This is a genomic window from Bacillus cereus group sp. BfR-BA-01331 (assembly GCF_022663915.1).
Lineage (GTDB): Bacteria > Bacillota > Bacilli > Bacillales > Bacillaceae_G > Bacillus_A > Bacillus_A mycoides.
Genome location: NZ_JAKUGJ010000002.1, coordinates 225,976 through 249,881, shown reverse-complemented (window position 1 = coordinate 249,881; position 23,906 = coordinate 225,976). Strand labels below are relative to the sequence as shown.

Below are 23,906 nucleotides of genomic sequence, written 5' to 3'. Positions count from 1 at the left end.
AGTAATGGCAATACAAACACATATTAATGTAACGGTAGATTTTAGTAAATGGAATGGAAATACATATGATTTACGTATTCCGAATCATCAATCTATTAAATATTTGTTGAAAAATTTATTAGATACGCTAAAGATTGATAATCATGAAGGTTCACATTTTGTAATTAAAGTAAAGAATAAGTCAATTGTTTTAACAGATAATGATCGTTTAATCGATCACCAAATAACAGATGGAGATATTTTACAAGTTTTATAAAGAATATTTTTACTTTTAGTTATTTGAAAATAAGTTATTACGGGTTATAAAGAAAAGGAGAAGAGGATAAAAATGACGGAAAAAACAATTCAAATTGATGCAATGAACTATCAATTTCAAATAGAAAAGGAAAATTGGAAATTGGAGATGACAAAATCTCAAACACGTATAAAAGACTTCCGTCAATTTGATGTAATTACGGGCGCATCATCTGAGTTTGTACCATTAATGATAGAAGAAATGGATGATATGTTTACTTTTATATTTCAAGTGGATAAAAAATTATATAAGTGGGACGATCTTAGCCGTTTTGGAAGAAATGAGAAATTAAGACTGCTTCGAAATGTTGCGCAGTTTCGTAAATATTTAAATAAACGAATCACGTTCTTTTTACATCCGGACAATATAGTTTTTAATGCTAATTTAATGCCAAGTATTATACATAGAGGAATTCGAGATATTGTTCCACCAACCCCGTTGTTAGAAGAGCAATTTTTAACACAATATAAGTGTCTAATTATCGCTTTATTCTCCCAAAAGCACAATTTTGATGATTTGTATGCTGGGTTACTAAAAGATGCAAAAGAAACAACATTTGAACAGACGGTTGCTCAAATGGAAAGCTTAGATGCATTACTGCAATTTCTTGATGACAGCTTTGAGAAGGAACAAACAAAAACAGAAAAAAATATGCAGTTAGTACCTAAAAAAAGCTATAAATCGTTTAAATACTTAGCTTTTTCCTTCATAGCGGCGACTGTGATTTTAGCTGCTCCTTTAATATATTTCACTTTTATAAAATTTCCTTATCAAAATAAATTATTAGAAGCAAATGCGAATTTCATAGCAACTGATTATGACAAAGTAATTACTCAATTAAATGAAGAGGAATTTGAATCATTACCGGTTGCGTCTAAATATGAGTTAGCATTTGCATACATTACAGCTGAAAAACTAGGTGAAAATCAAAAGAAAGCAATTATGAAAAATATTAGTTTGAAAAGTGATGAAAAGTATTTACTTTATTGGATGTATAACGGAAAAGGTGATTTTGATAAATCATTAGATTTAGCTAAGACACTTGATGATCCGCAGCTTATTATGTACGGCCTTGTTAAACAAATTGAATCGCTGAAAAATAATCCGGACTTGTCAGGAGAAGAGCGTGATCAAAAGTTAAAAACATATGAGCAACAATTAGATGAGTATAAAAAGAAATATGGTAATTCATCAAGCGATAAAGACTTGTCGGACACAGAGAAAAAAGAGTAAGCAAGCACTTGATGAGACAGTTGAAAAGGAGCAGTGAACACGGATGGAGCAACTATTAGTATTGACTTATGGAGACAAAATATATAAGTGCACATTACATCCAAATGAGCAATCAATAGTGTCGATTGGAAAAGAGTGGACAAATGATATTACGAATCCAAGTTTAGAACAAGAAGTAGAGTTAAAGTGGAATAATGAAGTGAACGCTTGGATGGTACAAAATCAATTAATAGAGTTCAATAAGGAATTTGAGATTGGAAAAACTAAAGATGTGAGCTTGAAAATCTTTATATCTATTATTGGTACAACTAAAGTGTTTGATATCGGTACGAAACATTCTCTTACAATTAGTCAAAATAGTTATGATGATATTTCTATTACCGGGACAAATGCGGATTTAATGCTATCTCGTGAAACGTTGTACGATTCTTTTAGAGTAAACGTATATGAAGGGGATGTATTTCATAATTATACGAAGCTAAAAGATAGCGCTATGTTAGAAGCAGGAGATCAATTATATTTTGATGGTGTTTTAGTAGAGATAGGCAGTGAAGATATTCAAGTATTGTCTTCAGAAGAGAACGTTAAATCTACGTTACCTATTTTAGTAGAATCCGAAACGAATTATCAAAGTGGTTATCCAGACTATCATCGTTCACCACGTATTATTTACCGTGAACCAGAAGAGAAAATGACAATTGCAAAACCTTCAAGTATGCCGTCAAAACCGACTGAGCATTTGGCGAGAATTATTGCACCATCTCTTGTCATGATTGTCGTAACAGTATTACTTGCTATCTTTATGAAATATGGAATGTTTATTATTGCATCGATTGCGATGACATTAGTAACGATTATTGTTTCTGTCACATCTTATATAAAAAATTTAAAGCAATATAAAATTGACATTGTTGAACGTGATAAAAGTTATAGAGCGTATATAAAACAAAAAACGAAAGATTTACATGCAGAAAGTGAAAAGCAGCGTCATGCATTACAATTTCATAATCCAAATGTTGAAGTAATACGTAATATGGCTGTGCAAGTAAATCCACGTATATATGAAAAAACAATGCTACATCATGATTTCTTAACATTTAGCGTTGGGACAGGACAAGCTAATACGAGTTTTGAAATCCAATTTAATGAAGAAGAATTTAGTCAAACGAAAGATGAATTAATTGATATAGCACGTGAACTAAGACAGCGTTATCTTTCTTTGGAAGATGTACCTGTTGTAACAGACTTGATAAATGGACCGGTTGGCTATATTGGACAACGCTCTTTAGTGTTAGAACAATTACAATTATTAGTTGTGCAAACCGCGTTATTCCATAGTTATTATGACTTGCAGTTTATTACTATTTTTCCTGAAGAAGAAAAAGAAAAATGGGATTGGATGCGCTGGCTACCTCATGGAAGTGTTCGAGATATAAATGTACGTGGATTTGTATACCATGATCGTAGTCGTGATCAAGTGTTAAATAGTTTGTATCAAATATTGAAAGAACGAAAATTAAAACTAGATGAAAAAAGTTCAACTAATGAAAAAATGTACTTTGCACCGCACTATGTCGTTCTCATTACAGATGAAAAACTAATACTAGACCATGTTGTTATGGAATTCTTTAATGATGATCCGAGTCAATTAGGTGTATCACTTGTATTTGTACAAGATGTTATGCAAAGTTTACCGGAGCACGTGAAAACGGTAATTGATATAAGAGATGCAAAACAAGGGAACATCATCTTAGAACAAGGAGAGCTTGTTAACCGTCAATTTAAATTGAATCATGTACCGAAAGGGTTCAATTTAGAAGATGTCTCACGTGCATTGGCACCGTTAAACCATTTGCAAAACTTAAAAAATAGTATCCCAGAAAGTGTCACATTTTTAGAAATGTACGGTGTTGAGAAAGTAAAAGAACTGAATATCACAAGTCGCTGGGAGAAAAATGCAGCACATAAATCTCTAGCTGTACCACTTGGATTACGTGGTAAAGAAGATATCGTAAACTTAAACTTACACGAAAAAGCACACGGACCACACGGGTTAATAGCGGGTACAACAGGTTCAGGTAAGTCGGAAATTATACAATCGTATATTTTATCTCTAGCAGTCAATTTCCATCCTTACGAAGTAGCCTTTCTACTCATTGACTATAAAGGCGGCGGTATGGCGAATTTATTCAAAAACTTACCGCATTTATTAGGAACAATTACGAACTTAGATGGAGCACAAAGTATGAGAGCGCTCGCATCAATTAAAGCTGAATTACAAAAAAGACAACGATTATTTGGCGAAAATGATGTAAACCATATTAATCAGTATCAAAAACTGTATAAAGAAGGCTTAGTAAGTGAACCGATGCCACATCTATTTTTAATTAGTGATGAATTTGCGGAACTGAAGTCAGAACAACCAGAATTTATGAAAGAGTTAGTTTCAACAGCGCGTATCGGTCGTTCACTTGGAATTCATTTAATATTAGCTACGCAAAAACCGAGTGGTGTTGTAGATGATCAAATTTGGAGTAACTCGAAATTCAAACTAGCATTAAAAGTTCAAAATACGTCAGATAGTAATGGAATTTTAAAAACACCAGATGCTGCTGAAATTACATTACCAGGACGTGCTTACTTACAAGTTGGGAATAATGAAATTTATGAACTATTCCAATCAGCTTGGAGCGGAGCAGACTATGTAGAAAACAAAGAGGATAAAGAACATTTAGACGCAACAATCTATGCAATAAATGATCTAGGACAATATGAAATATTAAGTGAAGACTTAAGTGGACTTGGTAGCAGTAAAGAAGTAATAAGCGTACCATCTGAACTGGATGCTGTTATTGACTACATTCACGATTACGCAGAAATAAATGAAATTGAAGCGTTAGCTAGACCTTGGTTACCGCCACTTCCAGAAAGCGTATATTTACAAGACTTACACGCTATTCAGTTCAAAGAAGCATGGACGAAAGAAAAGAAACCATTAAAAGCAACAGTTGGTCTACTAGATCAGCCTGAATTACAATCACAAACACCATTAACATTAGATATTAGTAAAGACGGACACGTAGCGGTCTTCTCAAGCCCAGGTTATGGAAAATCAACATTCTTACAATCAGTCATTATGGATGTAGCTCGTCAGCATAGTCCGGAGCATTTGCATGTGTATTTATTAGACTTCGGAACAAATGGTTTAATGCCATTAAAATCTTTACCGCATGTGGCAGACATCATTACATTAGACCAAGTTGAAAAATGCGAGAAGTTTCTTCGTCGCATAGAAGACCTATTAAAAGATAGAAAGCAATTGCTAAGTAAATATGGCGTCGCGAGTCTTGAAATGTATGAGAGAGCTAGTAAAGAAGTATTACCAACAATATTAATTACGTTAGATAGCTATGATTCTGTTAGAGAAGCTGGATTTGTAGAAGACTTTGAACGCATTATTGCACAAATTGTACGTGAAGGGGCAGCAGTAGGAATTCATTTAATGCTTACGGCTACACGTCAAAATGCATTGAGAGTACAAGTAAATACAAATATTAAACTACAAATTGCTCTATATATGATAGATGAGGCAGAATCTAGAGCTATTGTAGGAAGAACAGAGTTGAAAATTGAAGAATTAGCAGGACGTGGTTTAGTTAAAATTGACGAACCAACAATCTTCCAAACAGCTTTACCGACAAAGGGAGAAGATGTACTTACTCGAATTGAAAATATACAAGCTGAAGGAAAAGAGATGGATTCCTTCTGGGATGGAGAAAGACCGAAGGCAATCCCTATGGTACCTGAAGTTCTGGAATACAAAGAATTTATTGCATGGCCAGAAACAAGGAAAATTATTGAAGTAGGCAAACTAACATTTGGTGTAGAAACAGAAAGCGTTACACCTCTCGAATTAGATTTAACGGAAGCGTCTAATATTGTTGTAGGGGGAATTAAGAAAGATGAAGTTGAAAATGTAGTTCATCAATTCCTTCAACAGTTAGCAGACAGTGGTCACTTTGACCTAGGTTTAATTGATACAAGAACACGCAATTTCTCAAACTATAGAGAGAGCGCTGCTTTATATGTAGCTGAAAAAACAGGAATCGAGAAAACGATTAAACAAGTTACAAATGCTTATAAATCGAGAGAAGCGGCGTTTAAAGAGGAGCAAGAAGCATCAAGTGAAACAGTGAACCCGGCAGAATTTATTAAGAAATTTAAGCCGATTGTAATCGTAATTGCAGATGTAAATGATATTTTAAGTAATTTAGAAGATAGCGATATATACAGTTTGGCGGAATTAATAACAAATGGTGCATTTATGGGCATCCACTTCGTAATTGGCTGTGATGTTGATTCAATTGACAGTCGATACGACTTAGTTTCAAAAACAATAAAAACGCAATCTCATGTTATTTTACTTAGAAAATCATCAGGCCAAATGGTCTTCGATGTATCTAATAAAGATTTAAGTAGTACAAAATTAAATCCATTTGAAGGGTATTTTGTTGAAAATCGTTTTGCCACTAGAATTAAAGTGCCAACTATTTAAGGGGGGATTTGCATGGGGATAGAGGAATTAAATAGTCAAAAATCTGGTTTGTTAAGTAGTATAAGTCATCAACAAGGGCAATTGGCTGAATTACAAATGAAACTAAGAAGGCTAATAACTGCTAAAGGGAAATTTGTAAATAATCTTGAAGCAATTAAACAAAATCAAGAGCAGTTTAAGTCTTTAGAAATAAACGAGAGTAGTTGGAAGGGGCAAAGAGCAACTACTTTTAAAGAAATGTATGAACAACAAGTCATTTCTAATTTAGGGAGGTTTATCGGAGAACTAGGGAGAGTGCAAGAAGACATCGATCAAGCTATACGACGGCTTGAAAGAGAAATCGCTGCATGTGAGTCTAGTATTCTTTCTCTAAGTAGAAGTGTTTCAATAGTTGACGCTAGTATTCAAGTAGAAGTACAGAAGGCGGGGAAATGATAAATGGGGGAAATTAAATTAAATAAAGGGGTATTTGATGCGAAAGTAAGTGAATTGAAAAGTGGTGCTAGTGATTTAGGTAAGACTAAATTTAATGGTATGCAGTTACATCGTACGAATTTAAGTAAACTAAAAAAATATTGTGAAGCGATTGAAAAACTTTCACAGAAAGTTCAGCGATATGAGAAATTGTTAGAAAATGATATAAGTAGAGTGCAAGAAATTGGAGCAAAAATAGTAGAGAAAGATGCAAAACTTGGGCAAGAACTAAAAGTTGGTATACAGCAGCACTAGAAAAACATTCTACGTAAAAATGAAATAAGGGGAGAGAAACGTGGATAAAAATATTGAATTACAAGAAGTAAACGAATTACAAAAAAAATTTCAAACAAGTGCTGACGAACTAAATCAATATTTTGAAACTTTATTAGGGAAAATAGATGATTTGAACCAACTTAATTCTTTTCAAGGGAAAGCAGCAGATGGAATAAAGGGGTATTTTTCTAGAGTACATGGTACTACGATTGCTGGATTTCAAATTGCAGCGGAAGAGTTGAAAAATGAATTTCAAAAAGCAATAGAAACTTTTAATAGTACAGTTGATAGTGATAGTGATACAAAGATTTATGGGAACTATTTAGATAATGTAAAGAAAAAAATTAATGGTTACAGCAATGAATTTGATCGATCTAATGAAGAAGCAAAACAAACTATAGCAACTATAGCGGACATTGTCCCAACTCAGTATCCATCATCTTCAGGGATTTCTGAAGGGGTCCAAAAAAGTCAAAAGGAAGTTAGTGATACGCTAGAAAAATTAGAAACGTATAATAGTCAGCAAAATGAACTTCAACATTTTAATGAAACATTAAGTTCATTAGACAAGGGAATGAAAGAAATACAAGCAGCCAATGGAGATTTTTCTAGTAAGATAGTCGGAAAAATTATGGCTGGTGGATGGAATGGAAACTTAATAAATGGTATTTCGGATAGCATGACGACGTTTGATATTCGACAAAAGGGTGGTAAATTTGTGGTGGCCGCTTTTGCTCGTATGTATTATGCCAAAAAGAACTATGATTTAAGTGTTTTATTTGATTCTAATGGTCGAAAAGGAAAAGGGAAGTTTACACTATCAACACGTCAAAAAGAAGATTTAGTGGAAGTGTATAAACTACTTAAGATGGATAGTAGTGATGATAGTATATTTCGTTATATAAAAAATGGACTTAAATTGGATGGGGTAGAAAATTCGAGAATTACGAATGAACAAGTAAGAAAAGCAAGAAAAGGGATTTATAAATTGCCAGAATTTCAAGATTTTCAAAAGTTCCAACAGGATTGGAGTAAAAAAGGGCTACCTACTGCAATTAAAGAAAGGGGATGGAGTTCGTTTAAAACAGAGTATGTAAAAGGGTTAAAAGATTTACATCCTGGGCAATGGAAAGAAGCATTCAAAGAACTTGGAAAAACAGGTAAGGTTTTAAAAGGAACAGCTATATTTGGAGCGGTTGTGTCAGTTGGAAATAACATCGCAGAAGCTCAAAAAGATGGGTGGCAACTCCATGATATAGCAGATATAACGACAGACTCAGCAGTTGATGTTGGGGCAAACGCCGGAGCAGCTGCAACTGGGGCTGTAGCGGGGTCATTTTTCCTTCCGCCTATTGGAACAGTTGTAGGAGCTGGTGTTGCAGTGGGTGCTGTATATTTAATGAATAAAAAATTTAGCCAGCTCGGAGGGGATAGTATAATTGATGTTACTAAAAAAGGGGTCAAAAAATTAACAAAAAAACTTGGGGATCTATTTTGGTAATTAGGCTACAAGAAAGGTGCAGATAGATTATGTGGAATATAAAAGAGGAAGACTTAGATGGATTTCGAATGACATGTAGAAGGCGTTTAAGTCCTGAGGGTGCAACAGGGTTTATGCTAGGAACGATAATTTTTGATTCATTAGTGATGTTTTTTATTATTTTAGCATTAACTAAAACAGGGTGGGATTTCTATTCAAAACCTTTTGAGAAAGTAATTGTTAGTATGGAGCTTGTATTGTACAGCCTTCAACTAATTTTTTTAATACTATATTTATTTCCAAAAGCTCGTTTTAAATTTCAAAAACTACAGGCGCTTGTCGTATTATTATACGCATTTCAACTTGGTACTATAGGATGGACGGTTTTTATTCTTCCAGGGATGAGCGATTATTCAATTAATTCTAATACACTTATTTTTGTAAGTTTATTATTGTTAGGAGCAGTTGTTTTTCATATTGTCACAACAATTGATACATTTAAACAGGCAAGTAAAGGTGCGTTTAGTATGGATGAAAGAGCTACTTCATTTTTCAGTGAAACAAAATTGAATGTGCTCAAAGGAACTGTAATTTATGTGTTAAGTCTACTTATTTTAATTTATGTAAATAGTTCTTACTCATTAGATACAATGTTTGGCTATTTAATATTTACAGTGATTATGTATGCAGTAGCTATTGGTGCAGCTGAATTCCAATTGTTGGTGTACTGTAGATTTAAATTTAAATCATTTAATATGACATGGGAAGAGAATGAGAGAGAACGACAGAAATTTAGAAAATATAATAAAAAAAACAAATCGAAAAGTAGATAATAAAAGAAATGAATTTTTGCTATAGCATAAATTGTTAATTTATGTGTATTAAATGAGAAATTGCACATTTCTATTCGAAATAGAAAGAAATAAAGATAAGGGGAGTAGATGTTGTGAAAGTTCAATATAAAGCATTATCACTATTAAATTTAATTAGTATTACTCAAGTCGTCAAAAAAGAAGATTGGTTACTACCTGCTATTGCGCTGAGAAATCAAGTTATTCGTAATGGGATTTATGCAGTAGGACCGGTTCTCTTTAAATATAAACCACTTGAAAATGAACCAGCATATGGTGAATATACATATTGTGTTCCGGTAAATGAACGTGTGGAACTGGGGGAAGATTCTGCATATGAATACATTGATGGTTTAATAATTGAAGATGCTTTAAGTGTGCGTTTTACGGATGAAGATGGTGATATTGAAGATGTGTATAATTTAATACACGAGGTGGCAAATCAAAACCATATTAAATTAGATAGTAGTTTTTATCATGTATGCTTAGATGTATACGGTGATACATGGTTAGATATTTATGCTCCTATTATAGAAGTGGGTGAAACCGTAAAATGATTATAGAAGGGCAAAGTATTGCATATGCAAATGTTGTTTCAAAAGAATACTATATTCATTATACTTATATGAAAGATTCGATTGATGATTTTATGCTAGAAATAGAAAAAGCGAACTTAACAGCAAAAGGTCCACTATTTTATACATTGAAAAATGTTCCTTCAGATGAAAATATGTATATTGAATTATTTATGCCGATATATGAGGATAAAGTTCCACCATTAGAAACAATGAAATTTAGAAGCTATTACTATGTAGATGACATGCTTGTGAAACGATTGACAGGAGAGTATGAAACATTAACCGAGTATGCATATGCTGAGATGCTTCAGTATATGGAAGATAATGAACTTGATATGATTTCACCTATTTATCATATTTTTAGTGGTGATGAAGAACTACAGTATGTTGAAATAAAAATTGCAGTGGATACACAATAATAATTTAGTGTACTTTTAGTAATAGAGATATGAAAAGTAAAAGCTTGATTTTAGTTCCGTTTTATAGAAGAAGATAAAGGTATTCTTGAATTAAGAGTTCTAATTGTTGTTTTTAGTAGGAAGGGGTCTACATATGTGGTTATTTTCAAAAGAAAAAACTGTGTATTTTCAACAAGAGTGTGAGGATAAAACAGGGGAATTAATTAAGCAACAAATATTGGAGAAAGTATCAGTAGATGATTGCATAATAGCTGCTGAAATGATTGATGTATTGTTTATATACCCTGAAATTGCAGAAGAACTTGCAAGAATTTTATATATGAGTAATAAAGAATTATTCCGAACGGTTGCTATGTTTGTTGGTACATTTGAAATTTTTGTACAAGTCTCAAACACAACAAAAGTTATTATCCAATGTATTCCGGTAGATGAAGAAATGGAAGAAGAAGTGTTTTCGGATATGAAAGTGATTGGTTTTAAATATAAGAAAAAATCCACTGATGAAGAGATAGAAGAAATAGCAGAGTGGATGCTGGAATATAAAAAGATGTGTAAAAAAATAGCAGAGCACTATGAAACAGCTCAAAAAGAATCATTATTATAATGTAAGAATATCTGAGATTAATAAAACCTTCTCTTCTCGTTAGAATGAGGAGGTTTTTTATTCTAAGATCTATATGTAATTGATTAAATATTTCGACATGAGATTTTTCATTTGGAACAATCTGTATTGGTAGTAGTTACGTTCTGCAGTTCGCTTTGTTCTTATTTTGAAAGGGAAAATTTATTCAAAAGTCAATTTGTAAAAAGGAGAAGGTGTTATTTTGAATAAGGATCGGAATGTTTCGGAAACAGAGAAAAGTTTTTTTGAAAGGACAATAGTATCTATCTATAAAGCGTTAGAATTTATAATGAAATATACAATGATTCTAATAATAATAATGTCAATATTTGTGATAATTGCTGCTGTTTATTTTAAAATATATGAGGGTATAGGGGCGGGTGTATTCCTCTTAATCTCGTCATTATTTGCATATTTGGTATTTTTTAAGAAAAGTAAAAATGCCTAAATTAATAGCGAAAATAAAATTTCAAAGATTAACAACTATAATACGTTATTTGAAGAGGGAAAGTTTTGAATATGGCATGAATGTATAACAGCAAGAAAACCTTCTCTTTTCGTTAAAATGAGAAGGTTTTTATTTTTAATCTATATGGTTTAAGTGAATGTGGTTAAAGGTGGGGCACTTGAATGTGGAAAGTAAAAGAAGAAGATTTAGATCAATTTAGGGTGACATGTAAAAGTCGATTAAGCCCTGAGGGTGCTTTAGGTTTTATGATAGGAACAATAGTGTACGTTTCAGTTATGATGTTTTTTCTTATTGGTAATTTAGTAACGTTTGGTTGGGACTACTATACTACTTTATTCGAAAAAACAATTGTTAAAATTGAACTTGTGCTATATAGCTTGCAAATAATTTTTTTAATTCTATATTCATTTCCAAAAGATCGATTTAAATTTCAAAAGTTTCAAACGATTGTCGTATTATTATATGCATTTCAATTAGGTACGATATTATTCACGGCTTTAATTCTTCCTGGAATTTCGGATTATATAATCGACGGAATTACATTAGTATATGTAGGTTTCTTATTTATAGGAGCAGTGATTGTTCATATTGTGACAACGATTGATATGTTTAAACAGGCAAGTGAAGGTGCATATAGAATGAATGAAAGATCTGCTTCCTTTTTTAGTAAAACAAAAGAAACTATGATGAAAGTGGCTTCAATATACACATTAATCCTACTTATTTTGATTTATTTTCATAATGATTATGCGATTGCTACTTTGATTGGATATGTAATAGGTACTGTTTTACTGTACACAGTAGCCGTTGGTGCAGCAGAATTCCAGCTATTGGTGTACTGTAGATTCAAATTTAAATCATTTAATATGACTTGGGAAGAAAATGAGAGAATGCGTGGGAGAACTCGAAAACAAAATAAAAAATTCAAAACGAAAAGTAAATAAGGGTGAAATAGAATTTAAGTGTATGAGAATTATTTAAACTATATAGAAGGTGAAAAAGCTGGATGTGGAATATAAAAGAAGAAGATTTAAATGAATTTGAAAGTACTTGCAAGAATCGCTTAAGTCCCGATTGGGCTACAGGGTTTGTGTTTGGAACGCTGTTTTTTATTTCATTAATAATGTTTTTTCTTATTGGAGGGTTAATAAGGTTTGGTTGGAGTTATTACCAGACTCTCTTTGATAAAATAATTGTTAGCCTTGAGTTAGTGCTTTATAGTCTTCAAGTAATTTTTTTAATTATTTATCTGTTTCCTAAGATGCCATTTAAATTTCAGAAACTACAAACACTCGTGGTACTATTATATGCGTTTCAGCTAGGTACTATAACATTTACAATGTTGATAATCCCTGGAATATCAAATTATTCAATTGATCAAATTACATTAATGTATGTTGGGTTATTATTTTTAGGTGCAGTCATTTTACATATTTTAGCGACTATTGATACTTTTAGACAGGCAAGTAAAGGGGCATTTAATAAGGGAGAAGAATCCTCTTCATTTTTTAGTAAAACAAAGAGGATTGCAATAAAGTTTGCTGTAATTTATGTGTTAACTCTTCTCATTTTAATTTATGTGCATAATGATTATACACTAAATATTTTAGGATTGTATGCGGGAGGAACTCTAATAATGTACGCGGTAGCCATAGGTGCAGCTGAGTTCCAATTATTAGCCTATTGTAGATTTGAATTTCCATCATTTTATATTTCGTGGGAGGAACATGAAAGAGAACGTCAGAAAAGAGTAAAGCTTTATGAAGAGAGGGAAAAAAGCAAGCCAAAGAAATAAAATAAGTTTTGGTTTCTGGAAATTCGAATAGAATATATAAGCAATAAAGGATTGTATATAAATCGATGCTATTAAAAATTAAAGTATCTTCAATATAATCTGTATGAGTAAATAAATACCGGTAAGTAAAGGTGAACTATATTACTATCAAAATGGGAATGTAATGAACCTAAAAATGCCTAGAGAAATCAACGGGGTGTCAGTATGAAGTTAAAGAAGAAAGCTAAGATGATGATAGTTTTGTCGATAGTAGCAAGTTTATTAAGTGGATGTGGTTTTGGGGAGACGAAGATAGAGTATGAGAGATTAGTAAAGGCGTTGGATGAAGGGGATATGAAGACAGTTATGTCTGCGAGTGATGATGGGTATGCTTATGTGACCCAAAGAGGTATTTATAGTACGTTTGAGCAAAAAGAAGATGGAGAGCACAGTAAAACAATTCGTCAAACTACGGAAGGTGTATATAATACAAAAGATAAAAGTTTATATGGAGAGGCGATACAAACAGTTGCGACTGATATAGAAAAAGACAAGGGAAAAAGGACAAATGAAAATTATAAAAAAGAAACTATTTATAGTACTCATGTTAAGTATGAAAATGGACAGGTGAAAAGTCCGGATTCAAATCTAGATGTTTCATACGTGAACTTAATTGTAGATCGTTTAAATGGGATAGGGAAACTAAAGATGAAGCCCGAGGATGATATAAAAAAGTTTGATCAGCCTAATTCAGTGGGATATCGAATAACTGAATCTGAATTTAAAAATATTATTAATAATAAATTAAAGATACAATACGATGAATTTGATGGAGCAACAATTGTATTGCACCTGGATGCCCCAAAAAATCCAAAACAAATTTTGCAAATGAGGATAGATATAGACTTTAAAGAAAAGAATGAGGATGGAAAAGTAGTAGAAAATATGTTCCAAATAATAACGTATTTTAATAGAAAACAGGATAATAACCAAGATGCGAGACAGGAATATTTAAAATATAAGGTGCAGTACAACAAAAGAGATGGTTAAGAGTGGCGATGAAAATAAAAGATGTGAAATTAGTGACTAAGAAAATTGCATCTTTATTTTGGTAATATACTATAGTTCGGGGAAAGGTAGAGTTAACAAATGTGGAACATAAAAGAAGAAGATTTAGATGAATTTAAAATAACATGTAGACATCGTTTAAGCCCAGAAGGAGCTATGTTGTTTATGTTTGGTGGAATGCTTTATAGTTCGTTATTGATGCTTTTTATTTTTGGAGCATTAATTAGATTTGGCTGGGATTACTATCCGACTCTTTTTGACACAGTAATAGTCAGAATGGAATTGTTGTTATATAGCCTACAAGTAATCTTTTTTATTATATATCTGATCCCTAAGGTACGTTTTAAATTTCAAAAGCTCCAGACATTGGTGATATTATTATATGCGTTTCAGTTAGGTACTATAGGTCTTACGGCATTTGTTCTTCCAGGGATGAGTAATTATTCTATTAATTTTATTACGCTTATTTATGTAGGTTACTAGTATTAGGAGCAATACTTGTTCATGGTGTAACAACAGTTGATACTTTTAAACAAGCAAGTAAAGGTGCATTTAGTATGGGAGAAAGATCTACTTCATTTTTTAATAAGGCAAAGAAAAATGTAATGTTTGGTGTGGCAATTTATGTACTAATTCTTCTTGTTTTAATTTATATACAAAATAATTACTCATTGAGCATAATGTTTGGTTACTTTATATTTACGTTCATCATGTACGCGATAGCCATAGGCGCAGCTGAGTTCCAATTATTAGCCTATTGTAGATTTAAATTTCCATCATTTTATATTTCATGGGAAGAACATGAAAGAGAACGCCAGGAATTCTTAAAGCGTTATAAAGAGAGAGAGGAAAAGAAAGCGAAAGAAATAAAATAAGTTTTGGATTCTGAAAATTCGAATAGAAAATATAAGCAATTAGGGCTTGTATATAAATCGATGCTATTAAAAATTAAAGTATCTTCAATATAATCTGTATGAGTAAAAAAACACCAGTAAGTAAAGGTGAAGTGTACTACTATCAAAATGGGAATATAATGAACCAGTAACCAACGGGGTGTCAGTATGAAGTTAAAGAAAAAAGTTAAGATGATGATAGTCATGTCAATAGCAGCAAATTTATTAAGTGGATGTGATTTTGGGGAGACGAAGATAGAGCATGAGAGACTAGTAAAGGCGTTGGATGAAGGGGATATGAAGGCTGTTATGTCTGCGAGTGATGATGGGTATGCTTATGTGAAAGAGAGAAGCATATATGGGATTTTTGAGGGAAAAGAAGACGGTACTCATAGTAAAACAATCTATCAAACAACAGAGGGGATTTATAATACGATTGAGAAAAAATTATTTGGAGAAACAACGGAGGAAATAGCTACAAATATTAAAAATGAAAAAGAAAAGGCGGATATTAGTAATTACAAAGAAGAAGAAATTTATCATACTAATATTATGTATGAAGGTGGGGAAGTGAAGACGGTAAAAACAGCATTTGATGTGTCCGCTGTTAAATTAATTATGGATCGCTTACAGGGAATAAAAGATTTAAAACCGTCAGAAGATACAAAAGGATTCGATGAACCGAATATTGTTAGTTATAGTCTAACAGAATCTCAGTTTCAACAAGTACTAAACGATAAATTAAAGTTAGAATATGATGAATTTATTGGTAGCTCAATTGGATTGCACTTTAATGCTATAAAAGATTCAAAGAAAGGATCTATGGGACTATTAGAAATAAGAATAGCTGTAAGTGTAAAGAAAGAAAATGTTTTAAAACAACAGCAAATATTTGTAAGCTTTAATGATAAAAAAAGTAATAATAAAATAAAAGAAGACTATTTGAACTATCAAAGACATTTTAATTATGTAGGTGATTAATGTGACCAAAAGATTAATTAATAAAATAATTATTATGATAGTAATGATTCTATTAGGTGCGTGTAGTTTTGGTGAAAAAAAGATAGATTATGAGCCGTTTGTCAAAGCTTTGGATGAAGGGGATATGAGAAAGGTTATGTCTGCGAGTGATGATGGATATGCGTATGTGAAAGAACGAGTTGTTGATTTTACTATAGAAACAAATGGTGATGAAAACCATTATAATACGCTGTATCAAACTACTGAAGGTATATATAATTTGAAAGAAAAATTGTTATATGGAATAACGTCTCAAAGAATAACAAGTAAAACAAAAGATGAAAAGGATAGACATAAGAATAATAATTATAAAGAAGAAGAAAAATATAATATAAACTTGCTGTATCAAAACGGAAAAGGTCAAGGATCTGATTCAAATTTGGATGTTACTCCTGTGAAATTGATATTTAATAGATTACAAGGTGTAGGGGATTTAAAACTGAAAGCAGGAGGTAACAGAAAAAAAATTAATGAACCAAATTCAGTTGGATTTACTTTAACAGAAGCGCAATTTCAAGAAATAATTAATGATAAATTAAAATTGCAATATGATAAATTTGAAAATGCATCAATTGTACTTAACTTTAACGATTCAATAGACAATGAAAAACACCCAATGCAAATAACAGAATTAACAATTTCAATTGACTATAAGAGGCAAAATGATGAAGGTAAAATGTTAACACATAGTCAGCAAATATATGTGTATTTTAGTAGTGAAAAAGATAATAATCAAGAAGCTACGAAAGAGTATGTAAATTATAAAAAGAAATATGAAAATAATAAATGATTAAGTAAGTGAATGAAAGACCGAAAGTTGAGGAGGTTTTAGGTGATGCAATTACTTCTAATTGTATCATGATGGAATATTTAGAGAGATTAGTGTGGTGAATGTTTAATAATTATTTCTAGTTGTATTGGAGAGAATTAGAGCATAAAAATGCAGCCCCAATTGCTAGACTATATGTAACAATTGGGACGTTTATCTATCCAAATTTAGTTTGAATACATAACATTTTTTAGTTAGAGTCATGGCTCCGCAAGTAGTTTCTTCATCTTCATAATAACGGTGTGAAATTTTTTTGTAATTTGCTTTTATTGCTAAGTGACAACTATTTCTGTATATAGAGTAGCCCTTATTATCGGTACATCGTCCACATTCCAATATCTTTAAACCCTAGTCGTTTATAAATTCGTCCAGCAGCTGGATTGTTATAAAATAAACAAAGTGTTCGGCCTTCTTTCGTAAAGTCTTGAATCATTTTTTGTAATATGAGTGAAGCAAATCCATTTCCGCGGTAATCCGGGTGTGTACATACACCAACTACCATTGCGGATAATGAATTTTCAGCGGAAGTTGAGGAGGATGCGATGATTGCGCCGTCTTTTTCAATATAATATGTACGTCCTGTATTTGTTTCGATAGCTTGCCTTAACATTTTTTCTGATTCATTAGCAGCCGGGAATTCAGCGATGTCACTTCGTAATTTCATAATTCGTTCTATATCATCGAGTGAGGCAAGTTTAATTGTTTCATGAATTGGTGTGCTAGGTAAGTTGCTGTCATTTAGACATTCGCAAAAATACATTTCATTTTTGGCGCCTAGTTGTACACTTGGAGCAGTTTCAAATCTTTCTACAATAGTTGACTTGCCAGAGAGTTTAAGCGGCTTATATGCGGCAAGAAGTGCCTCATAGTCAGTAACCACAAACTCTTCTTTACTATACGGTATAAATGTATCGTGAAAGCGGAGTAAAATCGATTTTAATGTTCCGTTCTTTTCGAATGTTCCCCATAGTTCTTGAAAGTCTGTATCATAACCGAAAGCTTCAATATCACCAATAATAAATAAATTCATTGCTGCTTCTTCTTTTAGAAAAGAAAGTACTTGTTCATGATCATTTTGAGTTAATTTTTTGAGCACAGTAAATCGACCTCTTTTTTATTTTTTCTAAATATTACAACTTTTTATTTTTGAAATCAATATAAAATTTTATGTTTAGTTCACAAAGTTTCGGAAAAACTAGGAAAGATATGACAAAGGAGGTTATGAACGGTGGATCATCCAATTCAAGGATTAATGAGAGCAGCAATGGAAAATTTGAAGGAAATGGTCGATGTAAATACGATTGTTGGGGAGCCTGTTCAAACGGCTGACGGTGGTGTAGTGTTAACAGTTTCTAAAGTGGCGTTCGGTTTTGGAGCAGGAGGATCTGACTTCCAGACGAATGATGGACAAAGAGCGAACGGTAACCCTGCATTTGGTGGCGGTAGCGCGGGTGGTGTTTCTATTACACCAGTAGCATTTCTAGTCGTGAATAAAGACGGGATAAATATTCTTCATCTACAAAATGCGACACATTTAGCAGAAAAAATAATTGAATTAGCTCCGCAAACAATTGATAAAATTCAATCGATGTTCCAAAAAGAAGAAAAGAAAGAGGGAAATAATCACCCTCAAAACCCAGATGATATCCTTTAAAAACGCCTGCTCATAAGCAGGCGTTTTTTCTTGTAATCAGTATGTAATAAAACACATGAAATTGTAAATAGTTTTTGAAGTTTTTTCTATGTTTCTAAAATTTTTCATGTTAAAATATGCTATAGAATTGAAACATATAAAACGAAGGTGGCTAGGTGCTTTGTCTGGAGGATCTGACCAAGTAAACAATATGATATATATTAATGGTAATCGTCGGGGTCATTGTTTTATTACATCTGGAATTACGTTTAAAGAGTTTGCAAGTAACATCCCTTCACCGCTTCATCAAGTATTGCTTTTAAAGCATAATTTTGAGTGGACAGATTTTCATTATCATACTTTATTTGAATATGTTGAGGAAGAAAACATACATAAACTCATTCAAGCAGAGATTGATGAATTTGATGAATTTTGTTGGGTAGATTTCGATGATGCAAGCGATTTAGATGAGTTAGAGCCAAAAGAAATTGCAGAATTATTATATTTGGCTCACAAAAAAGAACCACTTGGAAGAACGTTCTTCCCATTGTTGAAGAATAGATTCGTTTATTTTTCACATGATGACGGTTGGTACAACAAAGTGTATTACCGTAGAATCGGTGATTTTGTAGGAATGCTGAGTAAAGTGATTCCATATAAACTCGGTTCGTTTGGAAAGAAACGTTTTACTTTCTTCCAAAAATCAAAAATTTTCCCAGCAATTTCAAAGGAAGTTATCCTTGGGCTTATGCCGTTAATGGAAGATGGGTTATACATTGATTTAGCGGGGAAAATTGAGTCGAGAAGAGGTCTTGAAATTCCGGTATATGTAGTAGGATCATTCGAAAGTACGGATGAGGTACTAGATAATATCGATGAATTGAAAGCGGAAGCAACAGAAACGGGTTGGCTCATTTTTGATAAGAAAGAACAAGAGTGGCAATGGGTTGTAGACTAAGAAAACTTGGCGCATGAAGTCAAGTTTTCTTGTCTTTTGAAAGGAGAACAAATGAAGAAATATTATACAATTGTGGGTATTGTAAGTATTATTCTCGTGGCAATATTACTTATAACTTGTCCGAAAGAATCAGATTTTAAATTGTATTTAGAGGATAAGTATGCATTAAAATGTGATGAGAGTAGCTTTGAATGCACGCAAAATGTAGATGAAAAAAAAGAGAAATTACAGTTTGAAAGTATTGATGCACGAAATGGTGTTTTCTTTATGACTGTAAAGCAAACGTATAAAACAGAAGCGGGTGTTATGAAAGAATATAGCGGAGTAGGTATATTCGGTACATTTCTTTTTGTTTCAGAGAAGACTTTCTAGTAATAGAAGGTCTTTTTTTTATGCTTATGTTCATATAGATGAAGTAAGACAAGCATAGGAGGGGTATTGATGAAGAAGGGATGTATCGTTTGTGGTGGTGAGGAGTTTTTTTCTTCAACATTATATGCACGTACGAAACAAGATTGGGCATATGCGCCAAACATGTACCGATTTGAAAAGGTGTTTATTGAGCATAGAGATGAAGAAAATTATCCGGTTTTTCAAGAAATTACAGCGAAGCATTGTTGTGGATGCGGTCATATCATGTTGTATCATGAATGAACACACCAAGTATAACTTGGTGTGTTTTTTTTAAAATGCTGATAAAGCAAGCGGATATAGTAAAGTGAATAAAACAGAAAAACTGCCAAAACCAATTGCGGTATATCCAAGTGTTCTTGCCCCAAAATTGACAGCTAACAAGCCAACTAAAATAGCAAGGGAGCCGAGTGTAACAGGATAAAAAGCAATGGAGAATAACGAAAGAAATAATGCGACATAGCCTATCATTGCACCGGTGTTTGTACCTTCTATTTCATTTGCAATTTCTTTGCGCTCATGTCTAATCGGAATACCAGCTGGAGATATTTCAGCTGCATACTCTTCGTTTTTTTCACCACTTTTAAAATGATGATTTCTCTTTCTTCGCATGTACATCCCTCTCTTTCAATTGGGTGTATCTATAGTATCTTTCATAAGAAGCAGAACATGAGTATGAGTTAAACCCAAGTAAAGCAAAAATTGGAGAAAATAGATTCCGTTGTATCCTGTTTATCCCGCTATTTGCCGTGCAGTAAGACCCCCACCTCAAAATTCGGCTGGAGCAAAGAAGTTAGATGGGAGTCGGGCTGCCCGTAAAAGCCCGATTGGTTCAAATAATAATCAGTGGCGGACGAACAAACACCCCCACTGATTAAAGTTTCACTTTATCTCCTTATGAAGATAAACAGGGATTTTGGAACATGATGTAGAATGAAATGAATGATAATACGTGAAGGTAGGGGAATGTATGGCGAAGTTTAATTGGCATGAATCGGCAGAGAAAAAATGGGATAACAATGCAGAGTTTTGGAATCAAAATAGTCAAGAAATGTGGGATAGCGGGAGCAGGAGTACAATCATTCCATTTTTTGAGCAGTACGTGGAAAAGGAAGTACAAGTGTTAGATGTTGGCTGTGGTGATGGGTATGGTACATATAAATTAAGTCTTACTGGGTACAAAGCGGTTGGGGTGGACTTATCGGAAGTTATGATTCAAAAGGGTAAGGAGCGCGGAGAAGGCCCAAACTTATCTTTTATAAAAGGTGATCTTTCTTCATTACCATTTGAAAATGAGAAATTTGAAGCAATTATGGCAATTAATTCTTTAGAATGGACCGAGGAGCCGTTGCGAGCATTAAATGAAATAAAGCGTGTTTTAAAGAAAGATGGATACGCATGTATTGCAATTTTAGGACCGACAGCAAAACCGAGAGAGAACAGTTATTCGCGCCTATATGGCAAAGACGTTGTTTGCAATACGATGATGCCTTGGGAATTTGAACAGTTAGCAAAAGAACAAGGATTTGAAGTTGTAGATGGTACCGGCGTATATAAGCGCGGAGTAAATGAGAAGATGTTAGGTCAGCTACCTACAGAGTTACAACAAGCGTTAACATTTTTATGGGTATTTATGTTAAAAAACGTATGACAAAATTGAAGGGTTTTAGGAGGTAAATAAGTGCAGAAAATACAAAAAACTGATACAATATCATCAGAATCAATTAAAGGGGGACTAGGGTACATGACAACTACTACAACAGTTAAATCTGATATTGAAATCGCACAAGAAGCAAGTATGAAGAAGATTCAAGAAATTGCAGCTGATTTAAATATTTTAGAAGAAGAACTAGAGCCATACGGACACTATAAAGGCAAGTTATCTCTTGATATTTTTAAGCGTTTACAAGATGAGAAAGACGGTAAAGTTGTTTTAGTAACAGCAATTAACCCAACTCCAGCAGGAGAAGGTAAATCAACAGTAACAGTTGGTTTAGGTCAAGCTTTTAATAAAATTGGTAAGAAAACAGTAATTGCACTTCGCGAACCATCTCTTGGACCAACAATGGGATTAAAAGGCGGAGCAGCAGGTGGCGGTTATTCTCAAGTAGTACCAATGGAAGATATTAACCTTCACTTTACTGGAGATATTCATGCGATTACAACTGCCAATAACGCATTAGCGGCGTTCATTGATAATCATATCCAACAAGGAAACACACTTGGAATTGATACGCGTAAAATCGTTTGGAAACGCTGTGTTGACTTAAATGATCGTGCCCTTCGTAATGTAGTAATTGGCCTTGGTGGACCGGTTCAAGGCGTACCGCGTGAAGACGGTTTTGATATTACAGTAGCATCTGAAATTATGGCCGTATTCTGCCTTGCAACAGATATTCAAGATTTAAAAGCTCGTCTATCTCGCATTGTTGTCGCTTATAATTTTTCAAATCAACCTGTAACAGTTAAAGATTTAGGCGTAGAAGGTGCGTTAACGCTTCTATTAAAAGATGCATTAAAACCGAACTTAGTACAAACATTAGAAAATACACCAGCTATCATTCATGGCGGACCATTTGCGAATATCGCTCACGGTTGTAACAGTGTTATCGCTACGACAATGGCAGCAAAATTAGGTGATTATGTTATTACAGAAGCTGGATTCGGTGCAGATTTAGGTGCCGAGAAGTTTTTAGATATTAAAGCACGTGCAGCTGGTATTAAACCAGAAGCGGTAGTTATTGTTGCGACTATTCGTGCGCTTAAAATGCACGGTGGTGTGGCGAGAGATCAATTAAAAGAAGAAAATGTAGATGCGTTAGCAAAAGGTATGGAGAACTTACAGAAGCATGTTGAAACAATTCAAAGCTTCGGTGTTCCTTTCGTAATTGCCATTAACAAATTCATTACTGATACAGATGCAGAAGTTGCATACTTACAAGAATGGTGCAATGAGCGTGGCTATGCAGTATCCTTAACAGAAGTTTGGGAGAAAGGTGGCCAAGGCGGAGTTGACCTTGCTGAGAAAGTGTTAAAAGAAATTGAAAAAGGTGAAAACAACTACGCACCACTTTATGAATTAGAATTACCATTAGAAGAAAAAATTCGTACAATTGCTCAAAAAGTGTACGGCGCAAAAGATATTGAATTTGCTCCGAAAGCACGTAAGCAATTAGCTCAATATGAAGGAGAAGGTTGGAGTAACCTACCGATTTGTATGGCGAAAACACAATACTCTCTTTCAGATGATGCAACAAAATTAGGTCGCCCATCTGACTTTATCGTTACAATTCGTGAATTAAAACCATCTATCGGTGCAGGGTTTATCGTTGCGTTAACAGGAACAATGTTAACAATGCCAGGCCTTCCTAAACAACCAGCAGCACTACAAATGGATGTAAATGAAGATGGAAAAGCAGTAGGTTTATTCTAAAAGGTTGTAATTCATCTCGTTTATCTGTAAACTATATATACATCAAGTGGCGCCTTTCCATCGAAAGGCGCCTGTTTTTTGGAGGAAATTATGTTTGATCCAACTGCTTTTGAAAATTTAAAGGTAATTGTGGAAGGAGCTGTCTATGATTTCGATTTACACGGTGATATTCTCGTAACGGATCGAAAAGATGTGATGGACCTTGCTTCATTAAGTCGTATGTATAGTATTTCATTTCAACTAACAGAAACATTTAAAACGATGGTAGAGGCGACATTTTCACTATCTGTTGATGCAAAGAATTTATCAGGTGAAATATTAGAAGTACCTCAGTTTATACCAGGTTGTGAAATGAAGCTGGAATTCTCGTTCGAAATGGAGCAACCAGAGATAGGATGCGAAGAAATTGAAACTTTATTGCATTCTATATGGGGAAAAGAGCGAATGATTACGCAAAAAATTTCATACGAATATAATAAGCAAGCGATTTCATATCATAATAAGGTAGAGGTTCTATTTCAAAAATCGATTACAGAAGACCATGTTGATGATTTAATAGCTGTTATTTCACACATGATAGAAACGGTGCGAACAATACAACATTTTCTTCAAAAATAGAGATAAAGGAGAAAAAC

General features: G+C 33.2%; 25 protein-coding genes and 1 pseudogene. 24 read left to right on the top strand and 2 right to left on the bottom strand.

Features of this window, described 5'->3' with window-relative positions; all coding sequences use genetic code 11:
- Positions 1–4: 4 nt before the first annotated feature.
- The 17 genes and pseudogenes from MR155_RS05475 (at position 5) to MR155_RS05395 (ending at position 16,797) form a co-directional block, all read left to right on the top strand.
- A complete protein-coding gene (locus MR155_RS05475; protein WP_001007571.1) occupies positions 5–256 on the top strand; it encodes an EsaB/YukD family protein in 252 nt (83 codons plus the stop codon).
- A gap of 72 nt (positions 257–328) precedes the next feature.
- Positions 329–1,528: a type VII secretion protein EssB gene (gene essB, locus MR155_RS05470; RefSeq protein ID WP_242308591.1), complete on the top strand. Its 1,200-nt coding sequence runs from the start codon at positions 329–331 to the stop codon at positions 1,526–1,528.
- A gap of 43 nt (positions 1,529–1,571) precedes the next feature.
- Positions 1,572–6,083, top strand: a complete 4,512-nt coding sequence (gene essC / locus MR155_RS05465; protein WP_242308580.1) for a type VII secretion protein EssC — start codon at positions 1,572–1,574, stop codon at positions 6,081–6,083.
- A gap of 12 nt (positions 6,084–6,095) precedes the next feature.
- Positions 6,096–6,518, top strand: coding sequence for a YwqH-like family protein (locus tag MR155_RS05460; RefSeq protein ID WP_219302099.1), 423 nt, complete (start codon positions 6,096–6,098; stop codon positions 6,516–6,518).
- Between the two features lie 3 nt (positions 6,519–6,521).
- Positions 6,522–6,812, top strand: coding sequence for a TIGR04197 family type VII secretion effector (locus tag MR155_RS05455; protein WP_219302100.1), 291 nt, complete (start codon positions 6,522–6,524; stop codon positions 6,810–6,812).
- Positions 6,813–6,852: 40 nt separating this feature from the next.
- Positions 6,853–8,334, top strand: coding sequence for a T7SS effector LXG polymorphic toxin (locus MR155_RS05450; protein ID WP_242308569.1), 1,482 nt, complete (start codon positions 6,853–6,855; stop codon positions 8,332–8,334).
- Positions 8,335–8,363: 29 nt separating this feature from the next.
- Positions 8,364–9,146: a hypothetical protein gene (locus tag MR155_RS05445; protein ID WP_219302102.1), complete on the top strand. Its 783-nt coding sequence runs from the start codon at positions 8,364–8,366 to the stop codon at positions 9,144–9,146.
- Between the two features lie 113 nt (positions 9,147–9,259).
- A complete protein-coding gene (locus MR155_RS05440; RefSeq protein ID WP_002127051.1) occupies positions 9,260–9,721 on the top strand; it encodes a DUF5085 family protein in 462 nt (153 codons plus the stop codon).
- Positions 9,718–10,161: a DUF5085 family protein gene (locus MR155_RS05435; RefSeq protein WP_033730227.1), complete on the top strand. Its 444-nt coding sequence runs from the start codon at positions 9,718–9,720 to the stop codon at positions 10,159–10,161. Before MR155_RS05440 ends, MR155_RS05435 begins: the two co-directional genes overlap by 4 nt.
- 133 nt (positions 10,162–10,294) lie before the next feature.
- Entirely contained in the window at positions 10,295–10,765 is a 471-nt protein-coding gene (locus MR155_RS05430) for a hypothetical protein (protein WP_219302103.1), read from the top strand.
- A 220-nt stretch (positions 10,766–10,985) separates the two neighbouring features.
- Positions 10,986–11,231 carry a hypothetical protein gene (locus MR155_RS05425; protein ID WP_002186029.1) on the top strand — a complete coding sequence of 82 codons (246 nt, stop codon included), beginning with the start codon at positions 10,986–10,988 and terminating at the stop codon, positions 11,229–11,231.
- A 182-nt stretch (positions 11,232–11,413) separates the two neighbouring features.
- On the top strand, positions 11,414–12,196 hold the full coding sequence (locus MR155_RS05420) for a hypothetical protein (protein WP_219302104.1): 783 nt from the start codon (positions 11,414–11,416) through the stop codon (positions 12,194–12,196).
- 62 nt (positions 12,197–12,258) lie between these two features.
- Complete coding sequence (locus MR155_RS05415; RefSeq protein ID WP_201033687.1) at positions 12,259–13,047, top strand: hypothetical protein; 789 nt, start codon at positions 12,259–12,261, stop codon at positions 13,045–13,047.
- 204 nt (positions 13,048–13,251) lie between these two features.
- Complete coding sequence (locus MR155_RS05410; protein ID WP_201033688.1) at positions 13,252–14,076, top strand: DUF3952 domain-containing protein; 825 nt, start codon at positions 13,252–13,254, stop codon at positions 14,074–14,076.
- Positions 14,077–14,175: 99 nt separating this feature from the next.
- A pseudogene (locus MR155_RS05405) lies at positions 14,176–14,969 on the top strand (hypothetical protein).
- Between the two features lie 186 nt (positions 14,970–15,155).
- Positions 15,156–15,968 (top strand): DUF3952 domain-containing protein, encoded by an 813-nt coding sequence (locus MR155_RS05400; RefSeq protein WP_131246660.1) that lies wholly within the window; start codon positions 15,156–15,158, stop codon positions 15,966–15,968.
- A 1-nt stretch (position 15,969) separates the two neighbouring features.
- The gene (locus tag MR155_RS05395; RefSeq protein ID WP_131246659.1) at positions 15,970–16,797 is read left to right on the top strand and encodes a DUF3952 domain-containing protein; all 828 of its coding nucleotides are present in this window, start codon (positions 15,970–15,972) and stop codon (positions 16,795–16,797) included.
- A gap of 349 nt (positions 16,798–17,146) precedes the next feature.
- On the opposite strand, the gene MR155_RS05390 is transcribed toward MR155_RS05395, so the two are convergent.
- A complete protein-coding gene (locus MR155_RS05390) occupies positions 17,147–17,932 on the bottom strand; it encodes a GNAT family N-acetyltransferase (protein ID WP_219302107.1) in 786 nt (261 codons plus the stop codon).
- 132 nt (positions 17,933–18,064) lie between these two features.
- Here MR155_RS05390 and ytfJ point away from each other — a divergent pair, with 132 nt between their 5' ends.
- The 4 genes from ytfJ to MR155_RS05370 all read left to right on the top strand — a co-directional run bounded on the left by ytfJ (position 18,065) and on the right by MR155_RS05370 (position 20,081).
- Complete coding sequence (ytfJ, locus tag MR155_RS05385) at positions 18,065–18,490, top strand: GerW family sporulation protein (protein ID WP_113938551.1); 426 nt, start codon at positions 18,065–18,067, stop codon at positions 18,488–18,490.
- 160 nt (positions 18,491–18,650) lie between these two features.
- A complete protein-coding gene (locus MR155_RS05380) occupies positions 18,651–19,427 on the top strand; it encodes a hypothetical protein (protein WP_002085994.1) in 777 nt (258 codons plus the stop codon).
- A gap of 51 nt (positions 19,428–19,478) precedes the next feature.
- Complete coding sequence (locus MR155_RS05375; protein ID WP_002165916.1) at positions 19,479–19,799, top strand: hypothetical protein; 321 nt, start codon at positions 19,479–19,481, stop codon at positions 19,797–19,799.
- A 69-nt stretch (positions 19,800–19,868) separates the two neighbouring features.
- Positions 19,869–20,081 (top strand): hypothetical protein, encoded by a 213-nt coding sequence (locus tag MR155_RS05370; RefSeq protein ID WP_002012518.1) that lies wholly within the window; start codon positions 19,869–19,871, stop codon positions 20,079–20,081.
- Positions 20,082–20,111: 30 nt separating this feature from the next.
- Here the strand turns inward: MR155_RS05370 and MR155_RS05365 are convergent, their stop codons facing one another.
- On the bottom strand, positions 20,112–20,450 hold the full coding sequence (locus MR155_RS05365) for a hypothetical protein (protein ID WP_001253195.1): 339 nt from the start codon (positions 20,448–20,450) through the stop codon (positions 20,112–20,114).
- A gap of 358 nt (positions 20,451–20,808) precedes the next feature.
- On the opposite strand from MR155_RS05365, the gene MR155_RS05360 reads away from it, so the two are divergent.
- The 3 genes from MR155_RS05360 to MR155_RS05350 all read left to right on the top strand — a co-directional run bounded on the left by MR155_RS05360 (position 20,809) and on the right by MR155_RS05350 (position 23,889).
- On the top strand, positions 20,809–21,489 hold the full coding sequence (locus MR155_RS05360; RefSeq protein ID WP_219302108.1) for a class I SAM-dependent methyltransferase: 681 nt from the start codon (positions 20,809–20,811) through the stop codon (positions 21,487–21,489).
- Positions 21,490–21,582: 93 nt separating this feature from the next.
- Positions 21,583–23,271 carry a formate--tetrahydrofolate ligase gene (locus MR155_RS05355; RefSeq protein WP_277958626.1) on the top strand — a complete coding sequence of 563 codons (1,689 nt, stop codon included), beginning with the start codon at positions 21,583–21,585 and terminating at the stop codon, positions 23,269–23,271.
- Positions 23,272–23,361: 90 nt separating this feature from the next.
- Positions 23,362–23,889, top strand: coding sequence for a hypothetical protein (locus MR155_RS05350; protein WP_002065080.1), 528 nt, complete (start codon positions 23,362–23,364; stop codon positions 23,887–23,889).
- The last annotated feature ends 17 nt before the right edge of the window (positions 23,890–23,906 follow it).